We start from the raw sequence: 21,632 nt of genomic DNA on the forward strand, positions 1-21,632 counted from the left end.
CGCGCCACGGCCGCGCCAGCGCAGGCCTCTGCGCTTTACGCCTGAACGCCTACAGGTGCAGCCTCGGGGCGGCCCTAAGTTGATGCCATGGCCCCGCACACCATCACCCTCGCCGGCAACATCGACTCCGACGGCTTCCGGCGCGAGGCCCGCTCGCTGCTGGCGGCCCTGGTCGCGCCCGACCAGGTCGACTGGGTCATCGACGCCGGGGCCGCGACGCAGCGCTTCTCGAGGCCGGCCGGCCCCGCCGCCACGCGCGGTGCGGCGAGCGCCGGCATCACGCATCCGCTGGTTCCGCGCTCCTTCATGTCGATGTGCGAGACCGTCATCCTGCACAACGCACCGCTGCGCTTCGGCCTGCTCTACCGGCTGCTGTGGCGACTGGTGCATGAACCCGGCCTGCAGCACGACCCGCGTGACCGCGACCGGGTCCAGGCGCTGCACATGGCCCAGGCCGTGCGACGCGACATGCGCAAGATGAAGACGCTGATCCACTTCAGCGTCGTCGCCGACGCACCGGGCGCCGAGGCGCTCTACCTGGCCTGGTTCGATCCCGACCACCATGTGGTGGAAGCCGTGGCGCCATTTTTTGCGCGCCGCTTCGCGCAGCTTCGCTGGGCCATCCTGACGCCCGAACGCAGCGTCCGCTGGCAAGGGCAGATGCTCGAGTTCGGGCCCGGCGCGCCACCGAACGCGGCGGCCGACGGCCTGGACCGCTACCGCGACGTCTTCGAGGCCCGCGCGGCGCGTCGCCAGCCCGTCATCAATAGCGATAGAGGTAGCGCACCCGCACAAAATTCTCGCCCGGGTTCGGCTCCTTGATGCCGGCGTTCGAGAAGTGCTGGACGCGCAGCGACACCTCGTGCGCGCCCTGCGCGCCGAGGCTCAGGCCGACGCCGAGTTGCTCCGTGAACTGGAAGGCGGTGCTGAACTCCTGGTCGGGCGTGCGGTAGAGCTGGTCCATCACGGTGGCGCCGATGCCGGCCTCGACGAACCACGGCGACTCGCCCTGATTGAAACGCCAGCGCCAGTTGGCGATCGCACCGAGCTGCGTGTAGCTGCGCTTGTCCGCCCCATTGGGGGGCAGCGGCGCACGCCACTGACTGATAAAGAAATCCCAATAGAACGACAGCGGACCGCCCGGTGCCGGCGACCCGCGCCATGACCATGGCATGGCGTAGCCGAGGGTCAGTGAATCCGTGTCCGCGTCGCCGCGCCCGAGATCGATGTAGATGCCGGGCGTGCCGTCTGCGGGAGCGGCCATGGAGGCCAGGGGGAAAGCCAGGCTCGCAGCACACAGCAGGGCCCTGACGCAGCGCGATGAGTGAGTCATTCGTATGAGTATGAGTTGCATTGCGAATGTAACAAGCAACGCAAGACCCGTGCTCGCCCATAAGTGGCATTTCTCTCTGTAGGAAGACATGCCCAATCGATGCTGCACTGCAGCAAAAAGGCGCGGCTAGGTCTATAGTGGAGCCATGAACCCCAGCTTCTCCTCGACGCGTTTCTTCAACCCGCTCATGCTGTGGGTCGACGTGGCCTTGACGACCAACGAGATGCTGCTGTCGGCCGGCTCGGTGATCCAGATGCGCACAGAACGCATGGCCAAGGCGGGCCTGTCCCCCAACGAGGTCGACCTGGCCGAATTCCAGCTCATGGGCCACGAAAAACTGGCGGCGGCCAGCGAATCCGGCGCTGCGATGGCCAACCAGCTTCACACCACCCAGTTCGCGCTGGTGAACCGCGCCGTGAAGCACTGGCTGGGCAGCGGCCTGGCCTTGTTCTCCCTGGCCACCAGCACCACCCCGGCGCAGGCCGTAAGCCATGCCGAAGCCTTCGGCAATGCGGCCACCCGCTCGGCCGAAGCCGTGAACCACCTGTCGAGCGCGAGTGCCCGGATCGTCCAGCGCGGCCTCAAGCCGATTCACGCGAAGACCACCTCGAACGCCCGCCGGCTGTCGATCGAGCAGGCCTGACGCTCAGGCCCGCAGCAGGCGCAGCAAGGTGATTTCGGAGGGCGCGCCGAAGCGCTTCGGCGGCCCCCAGTAGCCAGTCCCGCGGCTGGTGTAGACCCACATCTCGTGCAGCTTGTGCAGCCCCGCCGTGAACGGCTGCTGCAACGGCACGAACAGGTTCCACGGAAAGAACTGGCCGCCGTGCGTGTGGCCCGACAGCTGCAGGTGGTAGCCCGCTTCAGCGGCCTCGGGCGCGCTGCGCGGCTGGTGCGCCAGCAGCACCCGGGTGTGCACCAGCGGGGGCGCATCGGCCAGCGCGCCGTGCGGATCGCTGGCGTGGGCGGCATCGAAATGGCCGGCGGTGTAGTCGGTCACCCCGGCCACCAGCAGCGCGCTTTCGAGCACTTCCTCGTCGGTCTGCGCGCCCTTCACGTTGCGGGTCTGGAGCACCACGTGCTCGTTGAGCAGCACGCGCAGGCCGAGGCGCCGGAGTTCGTCGATCCATGCATGCGCCCCGGCGTAGTACTCGTGGTTGCCGGTGACGACGAAGGTCCCGTGGCGCGCCTTGAGCTGCTGCAGCGGCGCGATGTGATCGCGCAATTCGGCCACCGTGCCGTCGACCAGGTCGCCGGTGATCGCGATCATGTCGGCGCCGAGTCCGTTGACCGCATTGACGATGCGCTGGATGTAGCCGCGCTTGATGGTCGGCCCGACATGGATATCGCTGAGCTGCGCGATCGTGAAGCCGCTCAGCGCCGAAGGCAGGTCGCGGATCGGCACGTCGATGCGCACCACGCCCGCCGTCCGGCGCGCGTTCAGCAAGCCGACCAGCGAAGTCGCGCTGGCCATCAGCGGCACGGCGGCCGCGCTCCACAGCTGCCAGCGCGCCCCATCGAGCGTCACCCCGGACACGGACGCACCGAGCCAGCCGAGCAGCAGGCCGGCATCGCGCACCACGGTGAGCACCAGCAACGACGAGAACCAGCCCATGCTGATGAGCCCGATCCATTTCCAGACGTCCGCGAACTGGCGCCGCCGGGACCGCATCCCGACGAAGGGCAGGGGCATGGTGACGGCCGACACGAGCAGTGCCAATCCCAGCAGCGGCCACGCCAAGGGCAGGCCCGCCAGCGCGGGCAGCAGCCGCAACCCGATATAGGCGTGCAGCAGCGTGGTGAGGAGAACGAGGGGACGAAGCGGCATCGGGGCCTAGGAAGACGGGACTGGGCCCGGACACACCATGTGCGAGCGACACGACCCACATTCAAGGTGCGTGCCATGCGCGGGCAACCTTGAATTTTCCCATGGCCGGCCTTGCGCCGCCTTGAGCATCTTCTGAAAGAGCGCCCGGGCGCACCCGGACTTCAGGAACGCGGGGCTTGCACGCCGGCGGGCCAGACGAACACGGTCCGCTTCGGCTGCCAGGGCAGCAGCTCGATCTCCTGCGTGAGGGTCTGGCCTCCCCGCGTGGCCTCGACCTGGTAGCGGCCCGGCTCGAGCCGCGCCACTAGGAACGGGCCACCCGCTTCGACCTGGCTCAGCAACTCGCGGCCCGATGCATCGCGCACCGTCACGACGACATCGGCGGCCGAGACCTGCCGCGTCCCCTCCTTGACCGCGAACTCGAAGCTGGCCGGCCAGCGAGGCTCGACGCTCTGCATCAGCGCCGCCTCTTCGCTGCTGGCGCCGCCGCCCATGTACTCGATGCCGTTGGCCATGCGGATCGGCGGGTTGTAGACCGCATGCGCCGCCAGCGCACCGGACAGCGCCGCGGCGCCCAATGCCAGGGCAGCCAGCGGCCGCCAGGATCGACCTGTGTTCATCGCGGAATCCTTTGCTCGGGTTGGCGTGAAGGGAGCTTCACGCCACCACTGTCGGCAAAGCGCCTTAAGCGAACCTGATTTCAGCGCCGGGGCGCCGGGGCTCAGTTGCCGGTGCGCACCGAGGCCTGCTGCTCGGCCCGCGGCAATCCCATCGCGGCGGCGAAATCGACGTTCGACGGCCAGACGAACTGCGCCTTGGCGCTCAGGCCGTTGAACACGGTCAGGGGCTGTTGCAGCGTGATCCCGGCCAGCGTGGCCTCGACTTCGTAGGCGCCGGGTTCGAGCCGGGCCAGCATGAACGGCGAGCCGGTGGCGGTCTCCATCACCAGCCGGCCCGAATAGCGGTCGCGCACCACCACCTTGACGTCGCTCGGGAACTGGCCGGGCTTGCCTCGGCTGACCGCGAATTCGAGGGTCGCGGCCCAGCGGGGCGCCACCGTCTCCATGAAGGCCGCTTCGGCGCTGCTCTTGCCGCCGCACATGTACTCGATGCCCTGGGCCATGCGGATCGGCGGATTGGTCAGCGCCTGCGCCGAGGTGAACATGCCGAAGATCGCCAGGGCCGCGGCGGAGTGCCAGAAGCGGGTCGGGTTCATTGCTGTGATTTCCTTGCTGAGAAATGGCGGCGGGTCGCCGGCAATTTTCCTTAGCAAGAGTCGGGCTAGGAATAGCGTTTACGCGCAGTCGCGCCCGTGCCACGCGCCAAGACGAAAAAACGCATGAGGTCCGACGGTTTTCATTGTTGGCGTCCCGGAAATAGAGATGTTCCGCACGGCGCTGCGAGGGCCGCCTCGACGCCGCCAGACTCGACAGCCCACAACAGACGGTGGATTGCCACACATGAACGCCCCCTGCTCCCCCTGCACCGATGCCCTTTCCGAAGCCGCTCCGGACACCTCCCGGTCCGCCTGGCTGGCCGTCGGCTCGATCGCCGTCGGCACCTTCGCGATGGTCACGACCGAATTCCTGCCGATCGGCCTGCTGACCGACATCGGTGCCGGCCTGCAGGTCAGCGACGGCACCGCCGGCCTGATGGTCACGATGCCGGGCGTGCTGGCGGCCTTCGCCGGGCCGGCGCTGATCGTCGCCTCCGGCCGCCTGGACCGCCGCACCGTCATGGTGACGCTGACCGGCATGCTGGTGGCGTCGAACCTGCTGGCCGCCTTCGCACCGAATTTCGCGACGATGCTCGTGGCCCGCCTGCTGCTGGGCCTGTGCATCGGCGGCTTCTGGACCTTCGCGCCGAGCGCCGCCACCCAGCTGGTGGCATCCGGTTCGCAGGCGCGCGCCATGTCGCTGGTGCTGGCCGGCGTCTCGGCGGCCACCGTGCTCGGCGTGCCCGCCGGCGCGCTGGTCGGCACTTTGGCTGGCTGGCGCGCAGCCTTCGGGCTCACGGGCGCGCTGGCGGCGGTCGTGCTGGCGATCCAGGTCTGGCTGCTGCCCGCAATGCCGCCGGCCCGCGCCATCCGGCCGCGCGACCTGCTGACGCCGCTGACACGGCGCATGGCGCAGGTCGGCCTGCTGGCGGTGCTGTTCCTGGTGGCCGGCCATTTCGCCGCCTACACCTACCTCAAGCCGCTGCTGCAGCAGGTCTTCGGGCTCGACGCCAATGGCGTCACGACATTGCTGCTGGCCTACGGCGCGGTCGGCTTCTTCGGCACCTTCGTCGGCGGCACGCTGGTCGCGCGCAGCGTGCGCGCGGCGGCGCTGCTGGCGGCCGTTCTGCTCGCGGCCGCGCTGCTGCTGTCGACGGTGGTGGGCAGCGGCTTCCTGGCCGGCGCCGCGGTGGTGGTCACCTGGGGCATCGCCTTCGGCATGATCCCGGTCGCCCTGACCGGCTGGATGATGGAGGCCGTTCCGGATGCGCCCGAAGCCGGCCAGGCCTTGCTGGTGAGCGGCTTTCAGGTCGCGATCGCTTCGGGCGCCCTGCTCGGCGGCCTGGTGGTCGACGGCTGGGGCATCTCGAGCGCGATGCTGCTGAGCGGTGCGCTGGTGCTGGTGGCCGCCGTTGTCGTGGGCGGGCTGGGGCGGGCGCCCGGTCGTGCAGCGCTGACTGCGTCGGCCGAGCGCGGCTGAACGCTCAAACGTCGATATTCGCCGCCCGCAGCGCGTTCTGCTCGATGAACTCGCGCCGCGGCTCGACCTCGTCGCCCATCAGCATCGTGAACACGCGATCGGCCTCGATCGCGTCGTCGATCTGCACCCGCAGCAGGCGGCGCACCGCCGGGTCCATCGTGGTTTCCCACAGCTGTTCGGGGTTCATCTCGCCCAGCCCCTTGTAGCGCTGGCGCGCCGTGGCGTTCTCGGCCTGGCCGATCAGCCAGCGCATCGCCTCGCGGAAGTCGGCCACCTTTTCTTCCTTGGCGCGCTCGCCCTCGCCGCGCTTGACCACCGCGCCTTCGCCCAGCAGGTCGCGGAAGGTCTTGGCCGCCTCGGACAAGGCCGCGTAGTCGGCGCCGTGGACGAAGTCCTGCGTCAGCACGCTGCTCTTGATGTTGCCGTGATGGCGGCGGCTGATGCGCAGCAGCGGCTTGTCGGTGCGGGCGTCGAACTCGCTCGACACGTCCGCCGGCGCGCCGGTGGTGTTGAGTTCGCGCAGCTTGTTCTGCAGTGCCACGGCCGAGGCCTCGGCGCTGGCCGTGGTGTCGAGGTCGAGCGACACGCCGTCGGCGATCGCGCGCAGCGCCGCCGCATCGAGGAACACGCCGAGCCGGGCGATCACGGCCTCGGCCAACTGGTGCTTGCGCGCCAGTTCGGCCAGGGTGTCGCCGCTGAGCAGGGTCGGACTCGCGCCGCCGGTGGACACGCTCGCATCCTTCAACGCCACCTTCAGCAGGAAGGCGTCGAGCGCCGGACCGTCCTTGAGGTACTGCTCTTCCTTGCCGACCTTCACCTTGTAGAGCGGCGGCTGCGCGATGTAGATGTGGCCGCGCTCGACCAGCTCGGGCATCTGCCGGTAGAAGAAAGTCAGCAGCAAGGTGCGGATGTGAGCGCCGTCGACGTCGGCGTCGGTCATGATGATGATGCGGTGGTAGCGCAGCTTGGCGACGTTGAAGTCGTCGGCGCCGCCGCCCGCGGTCGTCGCGCCGGCGCGGCCGATGCCGGTGCCCAGCGCGGTGATCATGGTCAGGATTTCGTTGCTGGTCAGCAGCTTCTCGTAGCGCGCCTTCTCGACGTTCAGGATCTTGCCGCGCAGCGGCAGGATGGCCTGGAACTTCCGGTCGCGGCCCTGCTTGGCGGAGCCGCCGGCGGAGTCGCCCTCCACCAGGTAGACCTCGCACAACGCCGGGTCCTTCTCCTGGCAGTCGGCCAGCTTGCCCGGCAGGCCCATGCCGTCGAGCACGCCCTTGCGGCGCGTCATCTCGCGCGCCTTGCGGGCGGCTTCGCGCGCGCGCGCCGCCTCGACGATCTTGCCGCAGATGATCTTGGCGTCGTTCGGGCGCTCCTGCAGGTAGTCGGTCAGCAGGCGGCCGACGATGTCCTCGACCGGCGCGCGCACTTCGCTCGACACCAGCTTGTCCTTGGTCTGGCTCGAGAACTTGGGCTCGGGCACCTTGACGCTCAGCACGCAGCACAGGCCTTCGCGCATGTCGTCGCCGGTGACCTCGACCTTGGCCTTCTTGGCGAACTCGTTCTCTTCGATGTACTTGTTGATGACCCGGGTCATCGCGGCCCGCAGGCCGGTCAGGTGGGTGCCGCCGTCACGCTGCGGGATGTTGTTGGTGAAGCACAGCACCTGCTCGTTGTAGCCGCTGTTCCACTGCATCGCAACCTCGACGCCGATGTGCGTGCCCGGAATGCCGCCGTAGGTGTCGGCCGGCTTCTCGCCCATCGCGTAGAACACGTTCGGGTGCAGCACCGTCTTGCCCTTGTTGATGAACTCGACGAAACCCTTGACGCCGCCGGCGCCCGAAAAGTCGTCTTCCTTGCCGGTGCGTTCGTCGATCAGCCGGATCCGCACGCCGTTGTTCAGGAAACTGAGCTCGCGCAGCCGCTTGCTGAGGATCTCGTAGTGGAAGTCGGCGTTTTCCTTGAAGATCTCGTTGTCGGGCAGGAAGTGCACCTCGGTGCCGCGCTTCTCGGTCTCGCCGATGACCTTCATCGGCGACACCTCGACGCCGCTCACCGTCTCGACGATGCGGTTCTGCACGAAGCCCTTGCTGAACTCGAGCGTGTGGACCTTGCCCTCGCGCCGCACCGTCAGGCGCAGCATCTTGCTGAGCGCGTTGACGCAGCTCACGCCGACCCCGTGCAGGCCGCCCGACACCTTGTAGCTGTTCTGGTTGAACTTGCCGCCGGCGTGCAGTTCGGTCAGTGCGATCTCGGCCGCCGAGCGCTTCGGCTCGTGCTTGTCGTCCATCTTGACGCCGGTCGGGATGCCTCGGCCGTTGTCGGTCACGGACACCGAGTTGTCGGTGTGGATCGTGACCACGATGTCGTCGCAGTAGCCCGCCAGCGCCTCGTCGATCGAGTTGTCGACCACCTCGAACACCAGGTGGTGCAGGCCGGTGCCGTCCGAGGTGTCGCCGATGTACATGCCCGGGCGCTTGCGCACCGCCTCCAGCCCTTCGAGGATCGTGATGGAGCCTTCGCCATAGGAGGTGTCGCCGGCCGGTGTCACCTCGATCGGAATCGCGCTGTCGATTTCAGGGGTGTAAACCGGCTCGGTGTGCGGCACTTCCGGCTTGTTTTCTTCGCTCATCTGACTCTTTCTCTCTCGGCACCGGGCTGGGCGCCTTCTGTTCGGGAGATACCGCGGAACCGGCTTTGCCGGGCCGCTGGTATCGCCCCCTGCAAGGGGGTGGGCGGCTACACGAAGTGAGCCAACCTGGGGGTGCGCTAAATGCGCATCGGCATGACGACGTACTTGAACGACGCGTTCTCGGGAATCGTCATCAGCACCGAGCTGTTGGAGTCCGCCAGGTCCAGCTTCACCATGTCCTGGCTCATGTTGGCCAGGGCATCGATCAGGTAGGTCACGTTGAAGCCGATCTCGATCGCGTCGCCGCCGTAGTCGATGTCGAGCTCGTCCTGCGCCTCTTCCTGCTCGGCGTTGTTCGACGCGATGCGCAGGGTGCCGGGCTCGATGTTGAGCCGCACGCCCTTGAACTTCTCGCTGGTCAGGATCGCGGTGCGCTGCAGGCTGGCCAAGAGCGGTGCGCGGCCCAGCGTGACCGTGTTCTTGTGGGTCTTGGGGATCACGCGGTTGTAGTCGGGGAACTTGCCCTCGACCAGCTTGGTGACGAACTCCATGCCGCCGAAGCTGAACTTGGCCTGGTTGTTGGCGAACTGCATCTCGATCGCGCCTTCGGCGTCGGACAGGAGGCGCTGCATCTCGAGCACGGTCTTGCGCGGCAGGATCACTTCCTGGCGCGGCACCTCGACGTCGAGGGTGGCCGAGGCGAAGGCCAGCCGGTGGCCATCGGTGGCGACCAGGCTCAGCTGCTTGCCTTCGGCGACGAACAGGATGCCGTTGAGGTAGTAGCGGATGTCATGCACCGCCATCGCGAACGACACCTGGCCCAGCAGGTCCTTCAAGGTCTTCTGCGGCACGCTGAACACCGGGCCGAAATTGGCCGACTCCTGCACCAGCGGGAAGTCTTCGGCCGGAAGCGACTGCAGCGTGAAGCGGCTCTTGCCGCCCTTGAGCACCAGCTTGCTGGCGCTCGACTCGAGGCTCACGGTCTGGTCGGCCGGCATGGTGCGCAGGATGTCGATCAGCTTGCGGGCGCCGATGGTGGTCGTGAAGTTGCCTTCGTCGCCGCCGAGTTCGGCATGGGTGCGGATCTGGATCTCGAGGTCGCTGGTGGTGAGCTGCAGCTGGCCGCCGGTCTTGCGGATCAGCACGTTGGCCAGGATCGGCAGCGTGTGGCGGCGCTCGACGATGCCCGCCACCGACTGCAGCGCGGCGAGGACTTTGTCCTGGGTAGCCTTCAAAACGATCATTGTCTTACCTCTTCCTTATTTCTTTAATTCAAATTAGTAGTAGTAGATAAGGGACGCACTGTGCTGTGGACAGCGTCGTTTTCCGCTTTCGTGACAGGCACTTGGCGCTGCCGGCCGGCTGTGCGCAGCCCTGCTTCGGGGCTGTCGCGCCAGGGCGCACAACTTCGGCGCGCAGCGCCCGCCTGTGGACAAGCCCTTTCTTGTGCCGGAACTGTCCCCAGAGTTGTCCTTTGACAGGGGTCGATGATGGCAGTACAGCGCTCATCGCTCAGCCCTTCAGGGTCTGCTCCAGCACGTGCAACTGCTGGTTGAGCTCGGTGAGCTGCTGCCGCTCGCCCGAGATCTTGCGCACCGCATGCAGCACCGTGGTGTGGTCGCGGCCACCGAACAGCTCGCCGATCTCGGGCAGGCTCTTCTGGGTCAGCTCCTTGGCCAGGTACATCGCGATCTGGCGCGGCCGGGCGATCGAGGCCGGCCGCTTCTTCGAGTACATGTCGGCGACCTTGATCTTGTAGTAGTCGGCCACCGTCTTCTGGATGTTCTCGACCGAGATCTGCCGGTTCTGGATCGACAGCAGGTCGCGCAGCGCCTCGCGCGCCAGGGCGATCGAGATCTCTTTCTGGTTGAAGCGCGAGTAAGCGAGGATCTTGCGCAGCGCGCCTTCGAGTTCGCGCACGTTGGAGCGCACGTTCTTGGCGACGAAGAAGGCGACCTCTTCGGGCATCTCGGCGCTCTCGGCGCGCGCCTTGTTGATGAGAATCGCGACACGCATCTCGAGCTCGGGCGGCTCGATCGCGACCGTCAGGCCCGAGTCGAAGCGCGAGACCAGCCGCTCGTGGATGTCCGCCAGGCCCTTGGGATAGGTGTCGCTGGTCATCACGATGTGCGACTTCTTGGCCAGCAGCGCCTCGAAGGCATTGAAGAACTCTTCCTGCGTGCGGTCCTTGTTGGCGAAGAACTGGACGTCGTCGATCAGCAGCAGGTCGAGCGAGTGGTAGCGTTCCTTGAACTCGTCGAAAGTCTTGCGCTGATACGCTTTGACCACATCCGAGACGAATTGCTCGGCGTGGATGTAGAGAACTTTGGATTCGGGGCGGTCGGCCAGCAGGCGGTTGCCCACCGCGTGCATCAGGTGGGTCTTGCCGAGGCCGACCCCGCCATAGATGAAAAGCGGGTTGTAGAGGTGGCCCGGCATGCCGGCCACGTGCATCGCCGCGGCACGCGCCATGCGGTTCGCCGTGCCTTCGACCAGGGTGTCGAAAGTGAGGCCCGAATTGAGCCGGTTCTTGAAAGCGGCGGCGGCCAGGTCCTCGCCCGAAGGCACCATCTCGCGCGGCACGTCGGTTTCAGACACGATCGCCATCGATGCCGGCCGGCTGGCGATTTCACGAGGAGCGAGCGCTAACTCAATGATGACTGGCTGGCCATAGAGCTTCTCGGCCATCGAGGCGATCTTGCCGGCGTACTGGGCCCGGATCCAGTCGAGTTTGAAGCGGTTGGCCACGAACACCGTGACCCGCGACAGATCGTCCGTGACCTTCGCGGTCAGCGGCTTGATCCAGGTGTTGAACTGCTGTTCGGACAGTTCCTGTGCGAGCTGGTCGACACAGGCCTGCCAGAGGCTGTCACCGATGCCTTCACCCGGCATGGGCGCTCTGAAAAGTGGTTTGTCCCTCAGCCATTCTCTCGTCTTGGTATTGTGGATAGTCGCACCCGCGATGCGCCCTGGATTCTAACTTGTCAAAACCTTATCCACATGGTCTGGACGGTCGCGGAAACGCCTGCGAACCAACCGGCCATTGTGGCGCAACCGAAACTTTGCGATAATCGCGGGTTTCCCTGAAAACCTTCTTTGTGTGTTTCGGGGTATTCGCATCATCGCGCCTCGCCGGGCCCTTCCGGTTGCGCGGTAGAGAACAGTCCCCGGCCCCTCGAGGCCCGGAGGCTCAAAAACGCCGGCCCAGCCGGTGAATCAGGAAATCATCATGAAACGCACGTATCAAGCATCGAAAGTCCGCCGCGCCCGTACCCACGGCTTCCTGGTCCGCATGAAGACCCGCGGTGGCCGCGCCGTGATCAACGCACGCCGCGCCAAGGGCCGCAAGCGCCTGGCCGTCTAAGGCCAGACACTTTCGCCGGCTCCGTTGCCAGTCGACCCGCTGCCGCCCTCACCGTTCGACGGCGTCCCGCGGTTGGCTTCCATGCAGCGGCTCAAGACCCGCGCGCAGTTCCAGGCCGTCCTCGCAGGTGCCACCGTGGCGCGCACAGCCCACTTCGCACTGCACCGCTGCGCGCTCGACGCGCCGGGCGGGGCTGCGCCGCTGTTCGCTTCCGACGACGTCTGGCTGGGCGCCATGGTTCCCAAGCGCTGGGCCCGTCGGGCGGTCACCCGCAACGCGATCAAACGCCAGATCTACACCGTGAGCGCTGCCGTCGCCGAGTCGCTGCCGCGCGCGGCACACGTGGTGCGCCTGCGTGCGGCCTTCGATCGCAAGCAATTCGTCAGCGCGTCGTCCGACGCGCTCAAGGCCGCCGTCCGCACCGAACTCCAGCAGCTGCTGGCGCGGGCCGGGGCGGCGCGCCCATGATGCGGCGCCTGCTGATCGCCCTGGTCAAGGGCTACCGGCTGCTGCTGAGCCCCTGGCTCGGCCAGTCGTGCCGCTTCGAGCCGACCTGCTCCGTCTACGCGATCGGCGCGCTCGAGCAGCACGGCGCCGCCAAGGGCAGCTACCTGACACTGCACCGCATCGCGCGCTGCCAGCCCTGGTGCCAGGGCGGCCACGATCCGGTGCCTCCAAAGACACAGCGACCGGCGCCTAGGCGCGGGTCGCTGTTCGCCTTTCTCTCCCCCGACGACAAGAAGTCTTCTTCATGAACGATATCCGCCGCACCATCTTGTGGGTGATTTTTGGTTTCTCGCTGGTGTTGCTGTGGGACCAATGGCAGGTCTACAACGGCCACAAGCCGACCTTCCTGCCCTCGGCCAAGACCGCCGCCCCCGCCGATTCGTCGGCGCCGCCCGCGGCCAGCGCCAGCGGCGTCCCGGCGGCTGCCGCACCGGCGGCCGGTGCGGTCCCGGTGCAGGGCTCGGCGCCCGCCATCGGCGAGAAGGTCACGGTGTCCACCGACGTCTTCAAGGCGACCATCGACGGTGAAGGCGGCACGCTGTCCGAACTGCAGCTGCTCCAGTTCCTCGACCAGACCAACCATGGCGGCCTGGTCGAATGGGCCCGCCGCCTGGTCGGCCTGCCGGTGCCGCAGAACGAGGTCCACCCGGTGATGCTGATGGAGAACGGCTCGCCCGCCACCCGCTACGTGGCCCAGACCGGCCTGCTGAACACGGTGGACACCGGCGACCGCTTCCCGAACCACCTGAGCCTGATGACCGCGCGCCCCGGCCCGCGCGAACTGGCCGAAGGCCAGAACAAGCTCGAAGTGGTGTTCGAGTCGCAGCCCGTGGGCGGCATCAAGTACGTCAAGACCTACGTGTTCCAGCGCGGCGACTACACGATCCGCGTCAATCACCAGGTCGTCAACGTCAGCGACAAGCCGCGCGACGCCCAGCTCTACCTGCAGTTCACGCGCCACGGCACGGTCGCCGCCGGCACCATGTTCGGCACCAACACCTTCACCGGCCCGGCCATCTACACCGAGCAGAAGAAGTTCCAGAAGATCGACTTCAGCGCCATCACCAAGGGCAAGGTCGAACTGCCCGCGCCGGCCGACAACGGCTGGGTGGCGATGGTCCAGCACTACTTCGTCTCGGCCTGGCTGCTCAACGTGCCCGGCAGCGACACCATCAAGCGCGAGTTCCGGGTCGCCGACCTCGGCAACAACCTGTTCTCGGTCGCGATGGTGCTGAAGCTGCCCGAGCTCGCACCGGGCGCCTCGCAGGCGATCGACAGCAACCTGTTCGCCGGCCCCGAGGAAGAGAAGAAGCTCGAGGCGATCGCCACCGGCCTCGACCTGGTCAAGGACTACGGCATCTTCGCGATCATCTCCAAGCCGCTCTACTGGCTGCTCAACAAGCTGCACGGCATCCTCGGCAACTGGGGCTGGTCGATCGTCGCGCTGGTGGTGCTGCTGAAGGCCGCGTTCTACTGGCTCAACGCCAAGGCCTACGCGAGCATGGCCAAGATGAAGGCCATCAATCCGAAGATCATGGAGATGCGCGAGCGGCTCAAGGACAAGCCGCAGGAGATGCAGCAGGAGATGATGCGCATCTACCGCGAGGAGAAGGTCAACCCGATGGGTGGCTGCTTCCCGATCGTGATCCAGATCCCGGTGTTCATCGCGCTCTACTGGGTGCTGCTGTCGTCGGTCGAGATGCGCCACGCCCCGTGGATCCTCTGGATCCATGACCTCTCGGCACCGGACCCGTGGTTCATCCTGCCGGTGGTCATGACCGCCACCTCGCTGTTCCAGACCTGGCTCAACCCGACGCCGCCGGACCCGATGCAGGCCAAGCTGATGTGGATCATGCCGCTGGCTTTCAGCGTGATGTTCATCTTCTTCCCGGCCGGCCTGGTGCTCTACTGGATCACCAACAACGTGCTGTCGATCGCGCAGCAGTGGTTCATCAACAAGCGGCTGGGTGTGCTGGGCAATCCGCCCAAGAAGCCGAAGGTGCCGACCCTGGCGAAGCCGGGCAAGTAAGGCTTCGGCCATCGACCCGCAGGGCCGCGAAAGCGGCCCTTTTTACTGGAAGAATCGTTCCCATGCTCGCCCGCACCGCCGATCCGATCGTTGCCATCGCCACCGCCTCAGGCCGCGGGTCGGTCGGGATCGTGCGGGTCTCCGGCCGCGAACTGGCGCCGCTGATCGACGCCCTCTGCGGCCGCGCGCTGAAGCCGCGGGAGGCCAGCTACCTTCCCTTCTGCGATGCCGACGGCTCGCCGATCGATCGCGGCCTGGCCCTGCACTTCCCGGCCCCGCATTCCTTCACCGGCGAAGACGTGTTCGAACTCCAGGCCCATGGCGGCACGGTGGTGCTGCAGCTGCTGCTGGCGCGCTGCCTGGCGGCGGCCGCCGAGTCCGACCCGGCGACCGGCCGGCCGCGCCTGGCGGGCCTGCGGGTGGCCGAGCCCGGCGAATTCAGTCAGCGCGCCTTCCTCAACGGCAAGATCGACCTGGCGCAGGCCGAGGCGATCGCCGACCTGATCGACGCCAGCACCGAAGCCGCGGCGCGCAGCGCCAGCCGGTCGCTGTCGGGCGCCTTCTCCGACGAGATCCACACCTTGCTCGAGGCCCTGGTGCGCCTGCGCATGCTGGTCGAGGCGACGCTCGACTTTCCCGACGAGGAGATCGACTTCCTGCAGGAGGCCGACGCCGCGGGCCAGCTGGTGGCGCTGCAATCCCAGCTGGCCGCGGTGCAGCAGCGGGCCCGCCAGGGCGCCCTGCTGCGCGAGGGAATCAAGGTCGTGATCGCCGGCCAGCCGAATGCCGGCAAGAGCTCGCTGCTGAATGCGCTGGCGGGCGCCGAACTGGCGATCGTCAGCGCGGTCGCGGGCACCACCCGCGACGTGGTCTCGCAAACCATCCAGATCCAGGGCGTTCCGCTGCATGTCGTCGACACCGCGGGCCTGCGCGACAGCGTCGACGAGGTCGAGCAGATCGGCATCGCCCGCGCCTGGAGCCAGATCGAAGGGGCCGACGCGGTGCTGTTCCTGCACGACCTGACCCGCAGTGCCGCCCCTGCCTATGCACAGGCCGATGCCGAAATCGCCGTGCTGCTGGCCAGCCGGCTGCCCGCCAGCGTGCCGGTGATCGATGTCTGGAGCAAGCTCGACGCGCTGCCCGCCGCGCAGCCGCCGCCCGACAGCGGCGTCAGCCTGTCGGCGCGCACCGGGGCCGGCATCGAAACCCTGCGTCGCCGGCTGCTCGAGGTCGCCGGCTGGCAGGCGGTTCCGGAAGGCGTCTACCTGGCGCGGGCCCGCCACGTGCAGGCGCTGTCGCGGGTCGAGGAACACATCGGCCTGGCGACCGCCCACCTGGCAGCCCATGCCCAGTTGCTCGACCTGTTGGCCGAAGAGCTGCGGCTGGCGCAGAACGCACTGAACGAAATCACCGGCGAGTTCGGCGCCGACGACCTGCTCGGCGTGATCTTTTCCCGCTTCTGCATCGGCAAGTGAGCGAGAGTGTGTCATTCTGTGACATCTGTCACCGCAGATTTGACCTTTCGCAGATACTTCCGACGCACAGCAGGACAAACGAACGATGTCATCCAGCATTCAGGATCTTTGCCGCGCGATCACCCAGAACACCAGCTACGACGCCTTTGCGCCGGCGCTCAATTCGCTGCAATGGGAAACGGTGGCTGCTTATCTGCAGCCCTTCGACCTCGCCGCGGGCCAGGTGCTGATCGACCAGGGCGCCCAGGACCGCACAGTCTTCTTCATCGAGAGCGGCGCACTCAGCGTGCACCTGATCGGCGACAAGGGCCAGATGCAGCTGGCGATCCTGAATCCGGGCTCGGTGGTCGGCGAAGGCTCCTTCTTCTCGCGCGCACCGCGTTCGGCCAACGTGGTCGCCACCGGGGCGGCCCGGGTCTGGCGACTGACCGGGATCCGCTTCGCCGAACTGTCGAACCGGCAGCCCAACCTGGCCCTGGAGCTCACGATGGGGCTCGGCGCCGTGATTGCCAAGCGTCTGGTGAACAAGCAGAAGCGAGTGGCGGTGACCTGAGCGCACGATGACCCTGGTGTGCGCGGACTGCCGCACGGACAACCGTGACGGCGCCAAGTTCTGCAAAGGCTGCGGACGGAGGCTGGTCGCACTGACCGCACCGCAACCGGCCGCCCTGCCGGGCGCCGAAGCGGAATGGCCCGCCACCCAGCGCATGGCGAGGGACGTGGAGCTTCCGGCGCCGCTGCCGACCCCCCGTCCCCGTCGATCGGCCACCCCCTCCAGCGGGAAGGCGAGCCCTCGCGACGCGCCGCCCGCGCCCCGGAAGCATCCGTCGCGAGCCACCGCACCGCCGCGCCCGAACCCGCTGCGCACGGCCGTGATTGGCCTGGCGGCCGTGGGTCTTGCGGCGGCGCTGGCCGCCTGGTTGTTTTCGTCCGGTTCGCCGCCGTCGACGCCGTTGGCGGTGTCCGGGCCCGCTTCGCCGGCGGCCACGCCGGCCACGCCGGCGCCCGCCCCGGTCGAGGCGGCGGTGCCCGTTGCGCCCACGCCTCCGGCCGAGCCCCAGCCCCAGCCCCAGCCCCAGCCCCAGCCCCAGCCCCAGCCCCAGCCGCAGCCGCAGGCCGAGGCCCCGGCGCCAGAGCCCGTCGCCAGCGCGCCGGTTGCAGAGCCGCCGCCGGCGCCATCGGCCCAGGCGGTCGCGCCACCAGCCGCCCCCGCCAGGCCCAGCCCGCCAAAACCCCGCAAGCCGGCAACGCCGGCGGCCACACCGGCGCCCGCGGCCGCCGCGCCTGCGCCGCAGCCGGAACCCGCGCCAGCCCCGCCGCCCCCGCCCGCGAACCCGCAGGCGCAATGCGCCGGCCTGAACTTCATCGCCCGCGCCCAGTGCATGGCCGCGCAGTGCGCCAGGGCGGAATTCAGGACGACGGCCCAGTGCGACGCAGTCCGCCGCCAACAGCAGATCGAGGAAGAAAAGCGCAACCCGACGCTGCTGAACTGAGCGGCCCCGCGCTCAGCCCTTCTGCAGCTTGTCGATCGCCACCGCCAGCGCGCCGGGCTTGCCCGACAACACCAGCGTGTCGCCATCGGCCAGCACCGTGTCGTCGTCGGCATCGGCAGCCTTGCCGTCGCGGCGGCGCAGGCTCGCCACGCGCACGTTCAGCCCCGCCAGCGCCAGCCTGGCCAGCGGCTGACCGATGGCGCGTGCGCCGGCCGTCAAGGTGAAGGTGTTGAGGCGCTCATGGTCGATCTCGTCGGCGTTGTCGTCGTCGGCGCCGTGGAAATAGCCGCGCAACAGGTTGTAGCGCGCATCGCGCTGGTCCTGGACGACGCGGATCACGCGCCGCATCGGCACCCCGACCAGCGCCAGCGCATGGCTGGCCAGCATCAGCGAGCCCTCGATCGCCTCCGGCACCACCTCGGTCGCGCCGGCCGCCTGCAGCTTCTCGAGGTCGCGGTCGTCCTGGGTGCGCACGATCACCGGCACCTGCGGCGCATGGGCGCGTGCGTTGGCCAGCACCTTCAGCGCTCCCGGCACGTCCTGGTAGGTCACGACCAGGGCGCTGGCGCGCGCGAGGCCGGCCGCCATCAGCGCCTGCAGTCGGGAGGCATCGCCGAACACCACCGAATCGCCGGCCGCGGCCGCCTGCCGGACCCGGTCCGGATCGAGGTCCAGCGCCAGGTAGGGGATGCCCTCGCGCTCCAGCATGCGCGCCAGGTTCTGGCCGCAGCGCCCGTAGCCGCAGATGATCACGTGGCGTGCCGTGTTGATCGTCTTGCGGGCGATCGTGGTCATCTGCAGCGACTGCTGCAGCCAGTCGCTGGCCACCAGTTTGCGCACGATCCGGTTGCTGTACATGATGATGAAGGGGGTCGACAGCATCGACAGCACCATCGAGGCCAGCACCGGATTCGCCAGCCACGCCGGCAGCAGGTCCTGGCCCTGGGCCAGCGCCAGCAGCACGAAGCCGAACTCGCCGGCCTGCGCCAGGTAGAGGCCGGTGCGCAGCGAGACGCCGGCCGTGGCGCCCAGGGCCCGCGCCAGCGCCGTCACCAGCACCAGCTTGAAGGCCAGCGGCAGCAGCAGCAGCACCGCCACCAGCGCCCAGCGCTCGACCACCACGTGCCAGTCGAGCGACATGCCGATGGTGATGAAGAAGAGCCCGAGCAGCACGTCGTGGAACGGCCGGATGTCGGTCTCGACCTGGTGCTTGAACTCGGTCTCCGACACCAGCATGCCGGCGACGAAGGCACCCAGCGCCAGGCTCAGGCCGGCGAGCTCGGTCAGCCAGGCCAGGCCGAGCGTGACCAGCAGCAGGTTGAGCATGAACAGCTCCTCGCTGCGCCGGCGCGCGACCAGCGTGAGCCACCAGCGCATCACGCGCGGCCCGCCATACAGCAGCACGCCGATCAGGAAGCCGGCCTTCAGCAGCGCGAAGCTGAGCGCCTTCAGCAAGGTCTCGGGCGGGGCGCCGAGCGCCGGGATCAGCACCAGCAGCGGCACCACCGCCAAGTCCTGGAACAGCAGCACGCCCATCACGCGCTTGCCATGCTCGCTGTCGATCTCCAGCCGCTCCGCCATCAGCTTGACGACGATCGCCGTGCTGCTCATCGTGAGTGCGCCCGAGAAGACCAGCGCGGCCTGCCAGTTCAGCCGCCAGGCCGGCGGCAGCCAGTGCGACAGCAGCAGCGCACCGACGGTGGCCACCGAGATGGTCAGCAACACCTGCAGCAGGCCGAGGCCGAACACGTGGCGGCGCATCGCCCGCAGCTTGGGCAGGCTGAACTCGAGCCCGATGACGAACATCAGGAAGACGACGCCGAATTCGCCCAGGTGGCGGATGCCCTCGGAGTTCTGCGCCAGTGCCAGCGCGTGGGGTCCGATCAGCACCCCGGCCGACAGGTAGCCGAGCATCGGCGGCAGCCGCAGCAAGCGGCAGACAACCACGCCGATCACCGCAGCGAGCAAATACATCAGCGTCAGGTCGAGCGAGGACATGCCCGCATGCTAGCAACACGCCTGCCCGCTTCCGGCGCCATTTCATCCCCATTGGGGACTCGGCTCGGCCGGCCGATAAAATCCGCCGATGAGCTCCCGCCCCCCTGCGCCCCCCTCCGTCGATCCCGACGCCCTGCTGGCGCGCGCGCGCGTCACTTTCGACATCGAGGCGGCGGCGGTGCTCGGGCTCAAGGAACGGCTCGGACCGAGCTTTCCTGCCGCGGTGCAAAAGATCCTCGACGTCCGCGGCCGCGTGGTCGTGATGGGCATGGGCAAGAGCGGCCATGTCGGCCGCAAGATCGCCGCCACCCTGGCCTCGACCGGCACGCCGGCGATGTTCGTGCATCCGGCCGAAGCCAGCCATGGCGACCTCGGCATGATCAAGGCGGTCGACCTGGTGCTGGCGATCTCCAACAGCGGCGAAGTCGAGGAACTCACCACCATCCTGCCCGTGGTCAAGCGCCAGGGCGTGCCGCTGATCGCGATCACCGGCCGCAGCGACTCGACGCTGGCGCGCCATGCCGACATCGTGCTCGACAGCGGCGTCGAGAAGGAAGCCTGCCCGCTGAACCTCGCGCCGACCGCCAGCACCACCGCCCAGATGGCGATGGGCGATGCGCTCGCGGTGGCGCTGCTCGACGCCCGCGGCTTCGGCACCGAGGACTTCGCCCGCTCGCATCCGGGCGGCGCGCTCGGCCGCAAGCTGCTGACCCACGTCAGCGACGTGATGCGCTCGGGCGACGAGGTGCCGCGCGTGGCCCCCGGGGCGAGCCTGAGCGAGATCATGCGCGAGATGAGCGCCAAGGGGCTCGGCGCCACCGCGGTGGTCGGCCCCGACGGCCGCGCGATCGGCATCTTCACCGACGGCGACCTGCGGCGCCAGGTCGAGACCGGCGCCGACCTGCGCGCCCTCACCGCCGCCGACGTCATGCATGCCGGGCCGCGCACCTTGCGCGCCGACGCGCTGGCCGCCGAGGCGGCCGACCTCATGGAACAGCATCGCATCACCAGCGTGCTGGTGGTCGACGCGGCCGGGCTGCTGATCGGCGCGCTCAGCATCAACGACCTGATGCGCGCGAAGGTCATCTGATGGGCGTCGAATTCAGCCCCGAGACCCTGCTCGCCGCCCAGGACATCCGGATCGCCTTCTTCGACATCGACGGCGTGCTGACCGATGGCGGGGTCTACTTCACCGAGCACGGCGAAACCCTCAAGCGCTTCAGCATCCTCGACGGCTACGGCCTCAAGCTGCTGCGCAGCGCCGGCATCACGCCCGCCGTCATCACCGGGCGCGACTCCAAACCGCTGCGCGTGCGGCTCGAGGCGCTCGGCATCGCGCACGTGCGCTACGGCACCGAAGACAAGCTGCCGGCCGCCGAGGCGATGCTGGCCGAGCTGGGCTTCGACTGGTCGCAGGCCGCCGCGATCGGCGACGACTGGCCCGACCTGCCGGTGCTGTCGCGCGTCGCCTTCGCGGCCGCGCCGGCCAATGCCCATGCCGAGGTGCGCGCCATCGCCCGCCACGTCACCGCCGCGCGCGGCGGCGAGGGTGCGGCACGCGAATTCTGCGACCTGCTGCTGACCGCCGGCGGCCACTACCGCCGCCTGCTGGACCGCGCGCGAGGCCGGGCCGAATGAAGTCCGCGTGGCGCGTGCTGCGCGATGCCTTCGACCGGCTGACCATCTACCTGCCGATCATCCTGACGGCGGTGCTCGCGCTGGGCACCTACTGGCTGGTGCGCAACGCGCCCGAGATGCTCACGCCGCAGCCGGCCGAAGCGCCGACGCACGAGCCCGATTACTTCATGCGCGGCTTCTCGGTGAAGAACTTCCAGCCCAACGGCGACCTGCGCACCGAAGTCTTCGGCAAGGAGGGCCGGCACTACCCGGACACCGATACGCTCGAGGTCGACCAGGTGCGCTGGCGCTCGATCTCGCCCGTCGGGCTGGTCACGCACGGCTCGGCCGATCGCGGCGTGTCCAACGGAGACGGCACCGAAATCCAGCTGTTCGGCAATGCGATCGTGATTCGCGACGCCGCCAAGTCGGCCGACGGCACGATGCTGCCGCGCCTCGAGTTCCGCGGCGAGTTCCTGCATGTCTTCATCGACACCGAACGCGTGAAGTCCAACAAACCGGTCACGCTGATCCGCGGGTCCGACAAGTTCACCTCCGATGCGATGGACTACGACAGCCTGACCGGCATCGCCAATCTCCAGGGCCGGGTGCACGGCCTGATCATGCCGCCGCCGTCGGCCGTGGCGCCGGCACCGAAGCGCTGAGTCC

21 protein-coding genes are annotated in these 21,632 nt (G+C 68.3%); 13 read left to right on the forward strand and 8 right to left on the reverse strand.

Translation table 11 applies throughout. The annotated features are described in order from the left end of the window. Positions 1-87: 87 nt before the first annotated feature. On the forward strand, positions 88-822 hold the full coding sequence (locus QTI68_RS03140) for a TIGR03915 family putative DNA repair protein (RefSeq protein ID WP_286519614.1): 735 nt from the start codon (positions 88-90) through the stop codon (positions 820-822). Here the strand turns inward: QTI68_RS03140 and QTI68_RS03145 are convergent. Then, positions 764-1,264, reverse strand: a complete 501-nt coding sequence (locus QTI68_RS03145) for an acyloxyacyl hydrolase (protein ID WP_286519615.1) — start codon at positions 1,262-1,264, stop codon at positions 764-766. The genes QTI68_RS03140 and QTI68_RS03145 overlap by 59 nt on opposite strands. 214 nt (positions 1,265-1,478) lie before the next feature. On the opposite strand from QTI68_RS03145, the gene QTI68_RS03150 reads away from it, so the two are divergent. Continuing rightward, entirely contained in the window at positions 1,479-1,976 is a 498-nt protein-coding gene (locus QTI68_RS03150) for a polyhydroxyalkanoate granule-associated phasin (protein WP_286519616.1), read from the forward strand. Positions 1,977-1,979: 3 nt separating this feature from the next. Here QTI68_RS03150 and QTI68_RS03155 read toward each other — a convergent pair whose 3' ends face one another. The 3 genes from QTI68_RS03155 to QTI68_RS03165 all read right to left on the reverse strand — a co-directional run bounded on the left by QTI68_RS03155 (position 1,980) and on the right by QTI68_RS03165 (position 4,374). Beyond that, positions 1,980-3,158, reverse strand: a complete 1,179-nt coding sequence (locus QTI68_RS03155; protein WP_286519618.1) for a metallophosphoesterase — start codon at positions 3,156-3,158, stop codon at positions 1,980-1,982. A gap of 161 nt (positions 3,159-3,319) precedes the next feature. After that, positions 3,320-3,778 (reverse strand): hypothetical protein, encoded by a 459-nt coding sequence (locus tag QTI68_RS03160; protein WP_286519619.1) that lies wholly within the window; start codon positions 3,776-3,778, stop codon positions 3,320-3,322. Positions 3,779-3,879: 101 nt separating this feature from the next. Then, a complete protein-coding gene (locus tag QTI68_RS03165) occupies positions 3,880-4,374 on the reverse strand; it encodes a hypothetical protein (protein WP_286519621.1) in 495 nt (164 codons plus the stop codon). Positions 4,375-4,618: 244 nt separating this feature from the next. On the opposite strand from QTI68_RS03165, the gene QTI68_RS03170 reads away from it, so the two are divergent. Further along, positions 4,619-5,854: an MFS transporter gene (locus QTI68_RS03170; protein ID WP_286519622.1), complete on the forward strand. Its 1,236-nt coding sequence runs from the start codon at positions 4,619-4,621 to the stop codon at positions 5,852-5,854. Positions 5,855-5,858: 4 nt separating this feature from the next. Here the strand turns inward: QTI68_RS03170 and gyrB are convergent, their stop codons facing one another. The 3 genes from gyrB to dnaA form a co-directional block, all read right to left on the reverse strand. Then, positions 5,859-8,480, reverse strand: a complete 2,622-nt coding sequence (gene gyrB / locus QTI68_RS03175) for a DNA topoisomerase (ATP-hydrolyzing) subunit B (RefSeq protein ID WP_286519624.1) — start codon at positions 8,478-8,480, stop codon at positions 5,859-5,861. A 137-nt stretch (positions 8,481-8,617) separates the two neighbouring features. Next, entirely contained in the window at positions 8,618-9,724 is a 1,107-nt protein-coding gene (gene dnaN, locus QTI68_RS03180) for a DNA polymerase III subunit beta (protein WP_286519625.1), read from the reverse strand. Between the two features lie 268 nt (positions 9,725-9,992). Next, a complete protein-coding gene (gene dnaA / locus QTI68_RS03185) occupies positions 9,993-11,372 on the reverse strand; it encodes a chromosomal replication initiator protein DnaA (protein ID WP_286519626.1) in 1,380 nt (459 codons plus the stop codon). Positions 11,373-11,709: 337 nt separating this feature from the next. On the opposite strand from dnaA, the gene rpmH reads away from it, so the two are divergent. From rpmH to QTI68_RS03220, 7 genes are all read left to right on the forward strand, one after another. Then, positions 11,710-11,844, forward strand: coding sequence for a 50S ribosomal protein L34 (rpmH, locus tag QTI68_RS03190; RefSeq protein ID WP_007834827.1), 135 nt, complete (start codon positions 11,710-11,712; stop codon positions 11,842-11,844). Positions 11,845-11,925: 81 nt separating this feature from the next. Then, positions 11,926-12,312: a ribonuclease P protein component gene (locus tag QTI68_RS03195; RefSeq protein WP_286520209.1), complete on the forward strand. Its 387-nt coding sequence runs from the start codon at positions 11,926-11,928 to the stop codon at positions 12,310-12,312. Next, positions 12,309-12,599 carry a membrane protein insertion efficiency factor YidD gene (gene yidD / locus QTI68_RS03200; RefSeq protein ID WP_286519627.1) on the forward strand — a complete coding sequence of 97 codons (291 nt, stop codon included), beginning with the start codon at positions 12,309-12,311 and terminating at the stop codon, positions 12,597-12,599. The genes QTI68_RS03195 and yidD overlap by 4 nt, the downstream gene beginning before the upstream one ends. Further along, the gene (yidC, locus tag QTI68_RS03205; RefSeq protein WP_286519629.1) at positions 12,596-14,380 is read left to right on the forward strand and encodes a membrane protein insertase YidC; all 1,785 of its coding nucleotides are present in this window, start codon (positions 12,596-12,598) and stop codon (positions 14,378-14,380) included. The genes yidD and yidC overlap by 4 nt, the downstream gene beginning before the upstream one ends. Positions 14,381-14,442: 62 nt before the next feature. Next, entirely contained in the window at positions 14,443-15,855 is a 1,413-nt protein-coding gene (mnmE, locus tag QTI68_RS03210; protein WP_286519630.1) for a tRNA uridine-5-carboxymethylaminomethyl(34) synthesis GTPase MnmE, read from the forward strand. An 85-nt stretch (positions 15,856-15,940) separates the two neighbouring features. Beyond that, complete coding sequence (locus QTI68_RS03215; protein WP_286519632.1) at positions 15,941-16,408, forward strand: Crp/Fnr family transcriptional regulator; 468 nt, start codon at positions 15,941-15,943, stop codon at positions 16,406-16,408. Between the two features lie 7 nt (positions 16,409-16,415). Continuing rightward, positions 16,416-17,348 carry a hypothetical protein gene (locus QTI68_RS03220; protein ID WP_286519633.1) on the forward strand — a complete coding sequence of 311 codons (933 nt, stop codon included), beginning with the start codon at positions 16,416-16,418 and terminating at the stop codon, positions 17,346-17,348. 12 nt (positions 17,349-17,360) lie between these two features. Here the strand turns inward: QTI68_RS03220 and QTI68_RS03225 are convergent, their stop codons facing one another. Beyond that, positions 17,361-19,346 (reverse strand): cation:proton antiporter, encoded by a 1,986-nt coding sequence (locus tag QTI68_RS03225; RefSeq protein ID WP_286519634.1) that lies wholly within the window; start codon positions 19,344-19,346, stop codon positions 17,361-17,363. Between the two features lie 88 nt (positions 19,347-19,434). Between QTI68_RS03225 and QTI68_RS03230 the strand changes: the two genes are divergently transcribed. The 3 genes from QTI68_RS03230 to lptC are packed head-to-tail and all read left to right on the forward strand — an operon-like array spanning position 19,435 to position 21,628. After that, positions 19,435-20,436, forward strand: a complete 1,002-nt coding sequence (locus QTI68_RS03230) for a KpsF/GutQ family sugar-phosphate isomerase (RefSeq protein ID WP_286519635.1) — start codon at positions 19,435-19,437, stop codon at positions 20,434-20,436. Then, positions 20,436-20,984 (forward strand): KdsC family phosphatase, encoded by a 549-nt coding sequence (locus tag QTI68_RS03235; protein ID WP_286510435.1) that lies wholly within the window; start codon positions 20,436-20,438, stop codon positions 20,982-20,984. Before QTI68_RS03230 ends, QTI68_RS03235 begins: the two co-directional genes overlap by 1 nt. Continuing rightward, on the forward strand, positions 20,981-21,628 hold the full coding sequence (gene lptC, locus QTI68_RS03240; RefSeq protein ID WP_286519637.1) for an LPS export ABC transporter periplasmic protein LptC: 648 nt from the start codon (positions 20,981-20,983) through the stop codon (positions 21,626-21,628). The genes QTI68_RS03235 and lptC overlap by 4 nt, the downstream gene beginning before the upstream one ends. Positions 21,629-21,632 lie beyond the last annotated feature (4 nt).

Origin of the sequence: Variovorax sp. J31P207 (genome assembly GCF_030316965.1) — a bacterium.
Lineage (GTDB): Bacteria > Pseudomonadota > Gammaproteobacteria > Burkholderiales > Burkholderiaceae_C > Variovorax > Variovorax ginsengisoli_B.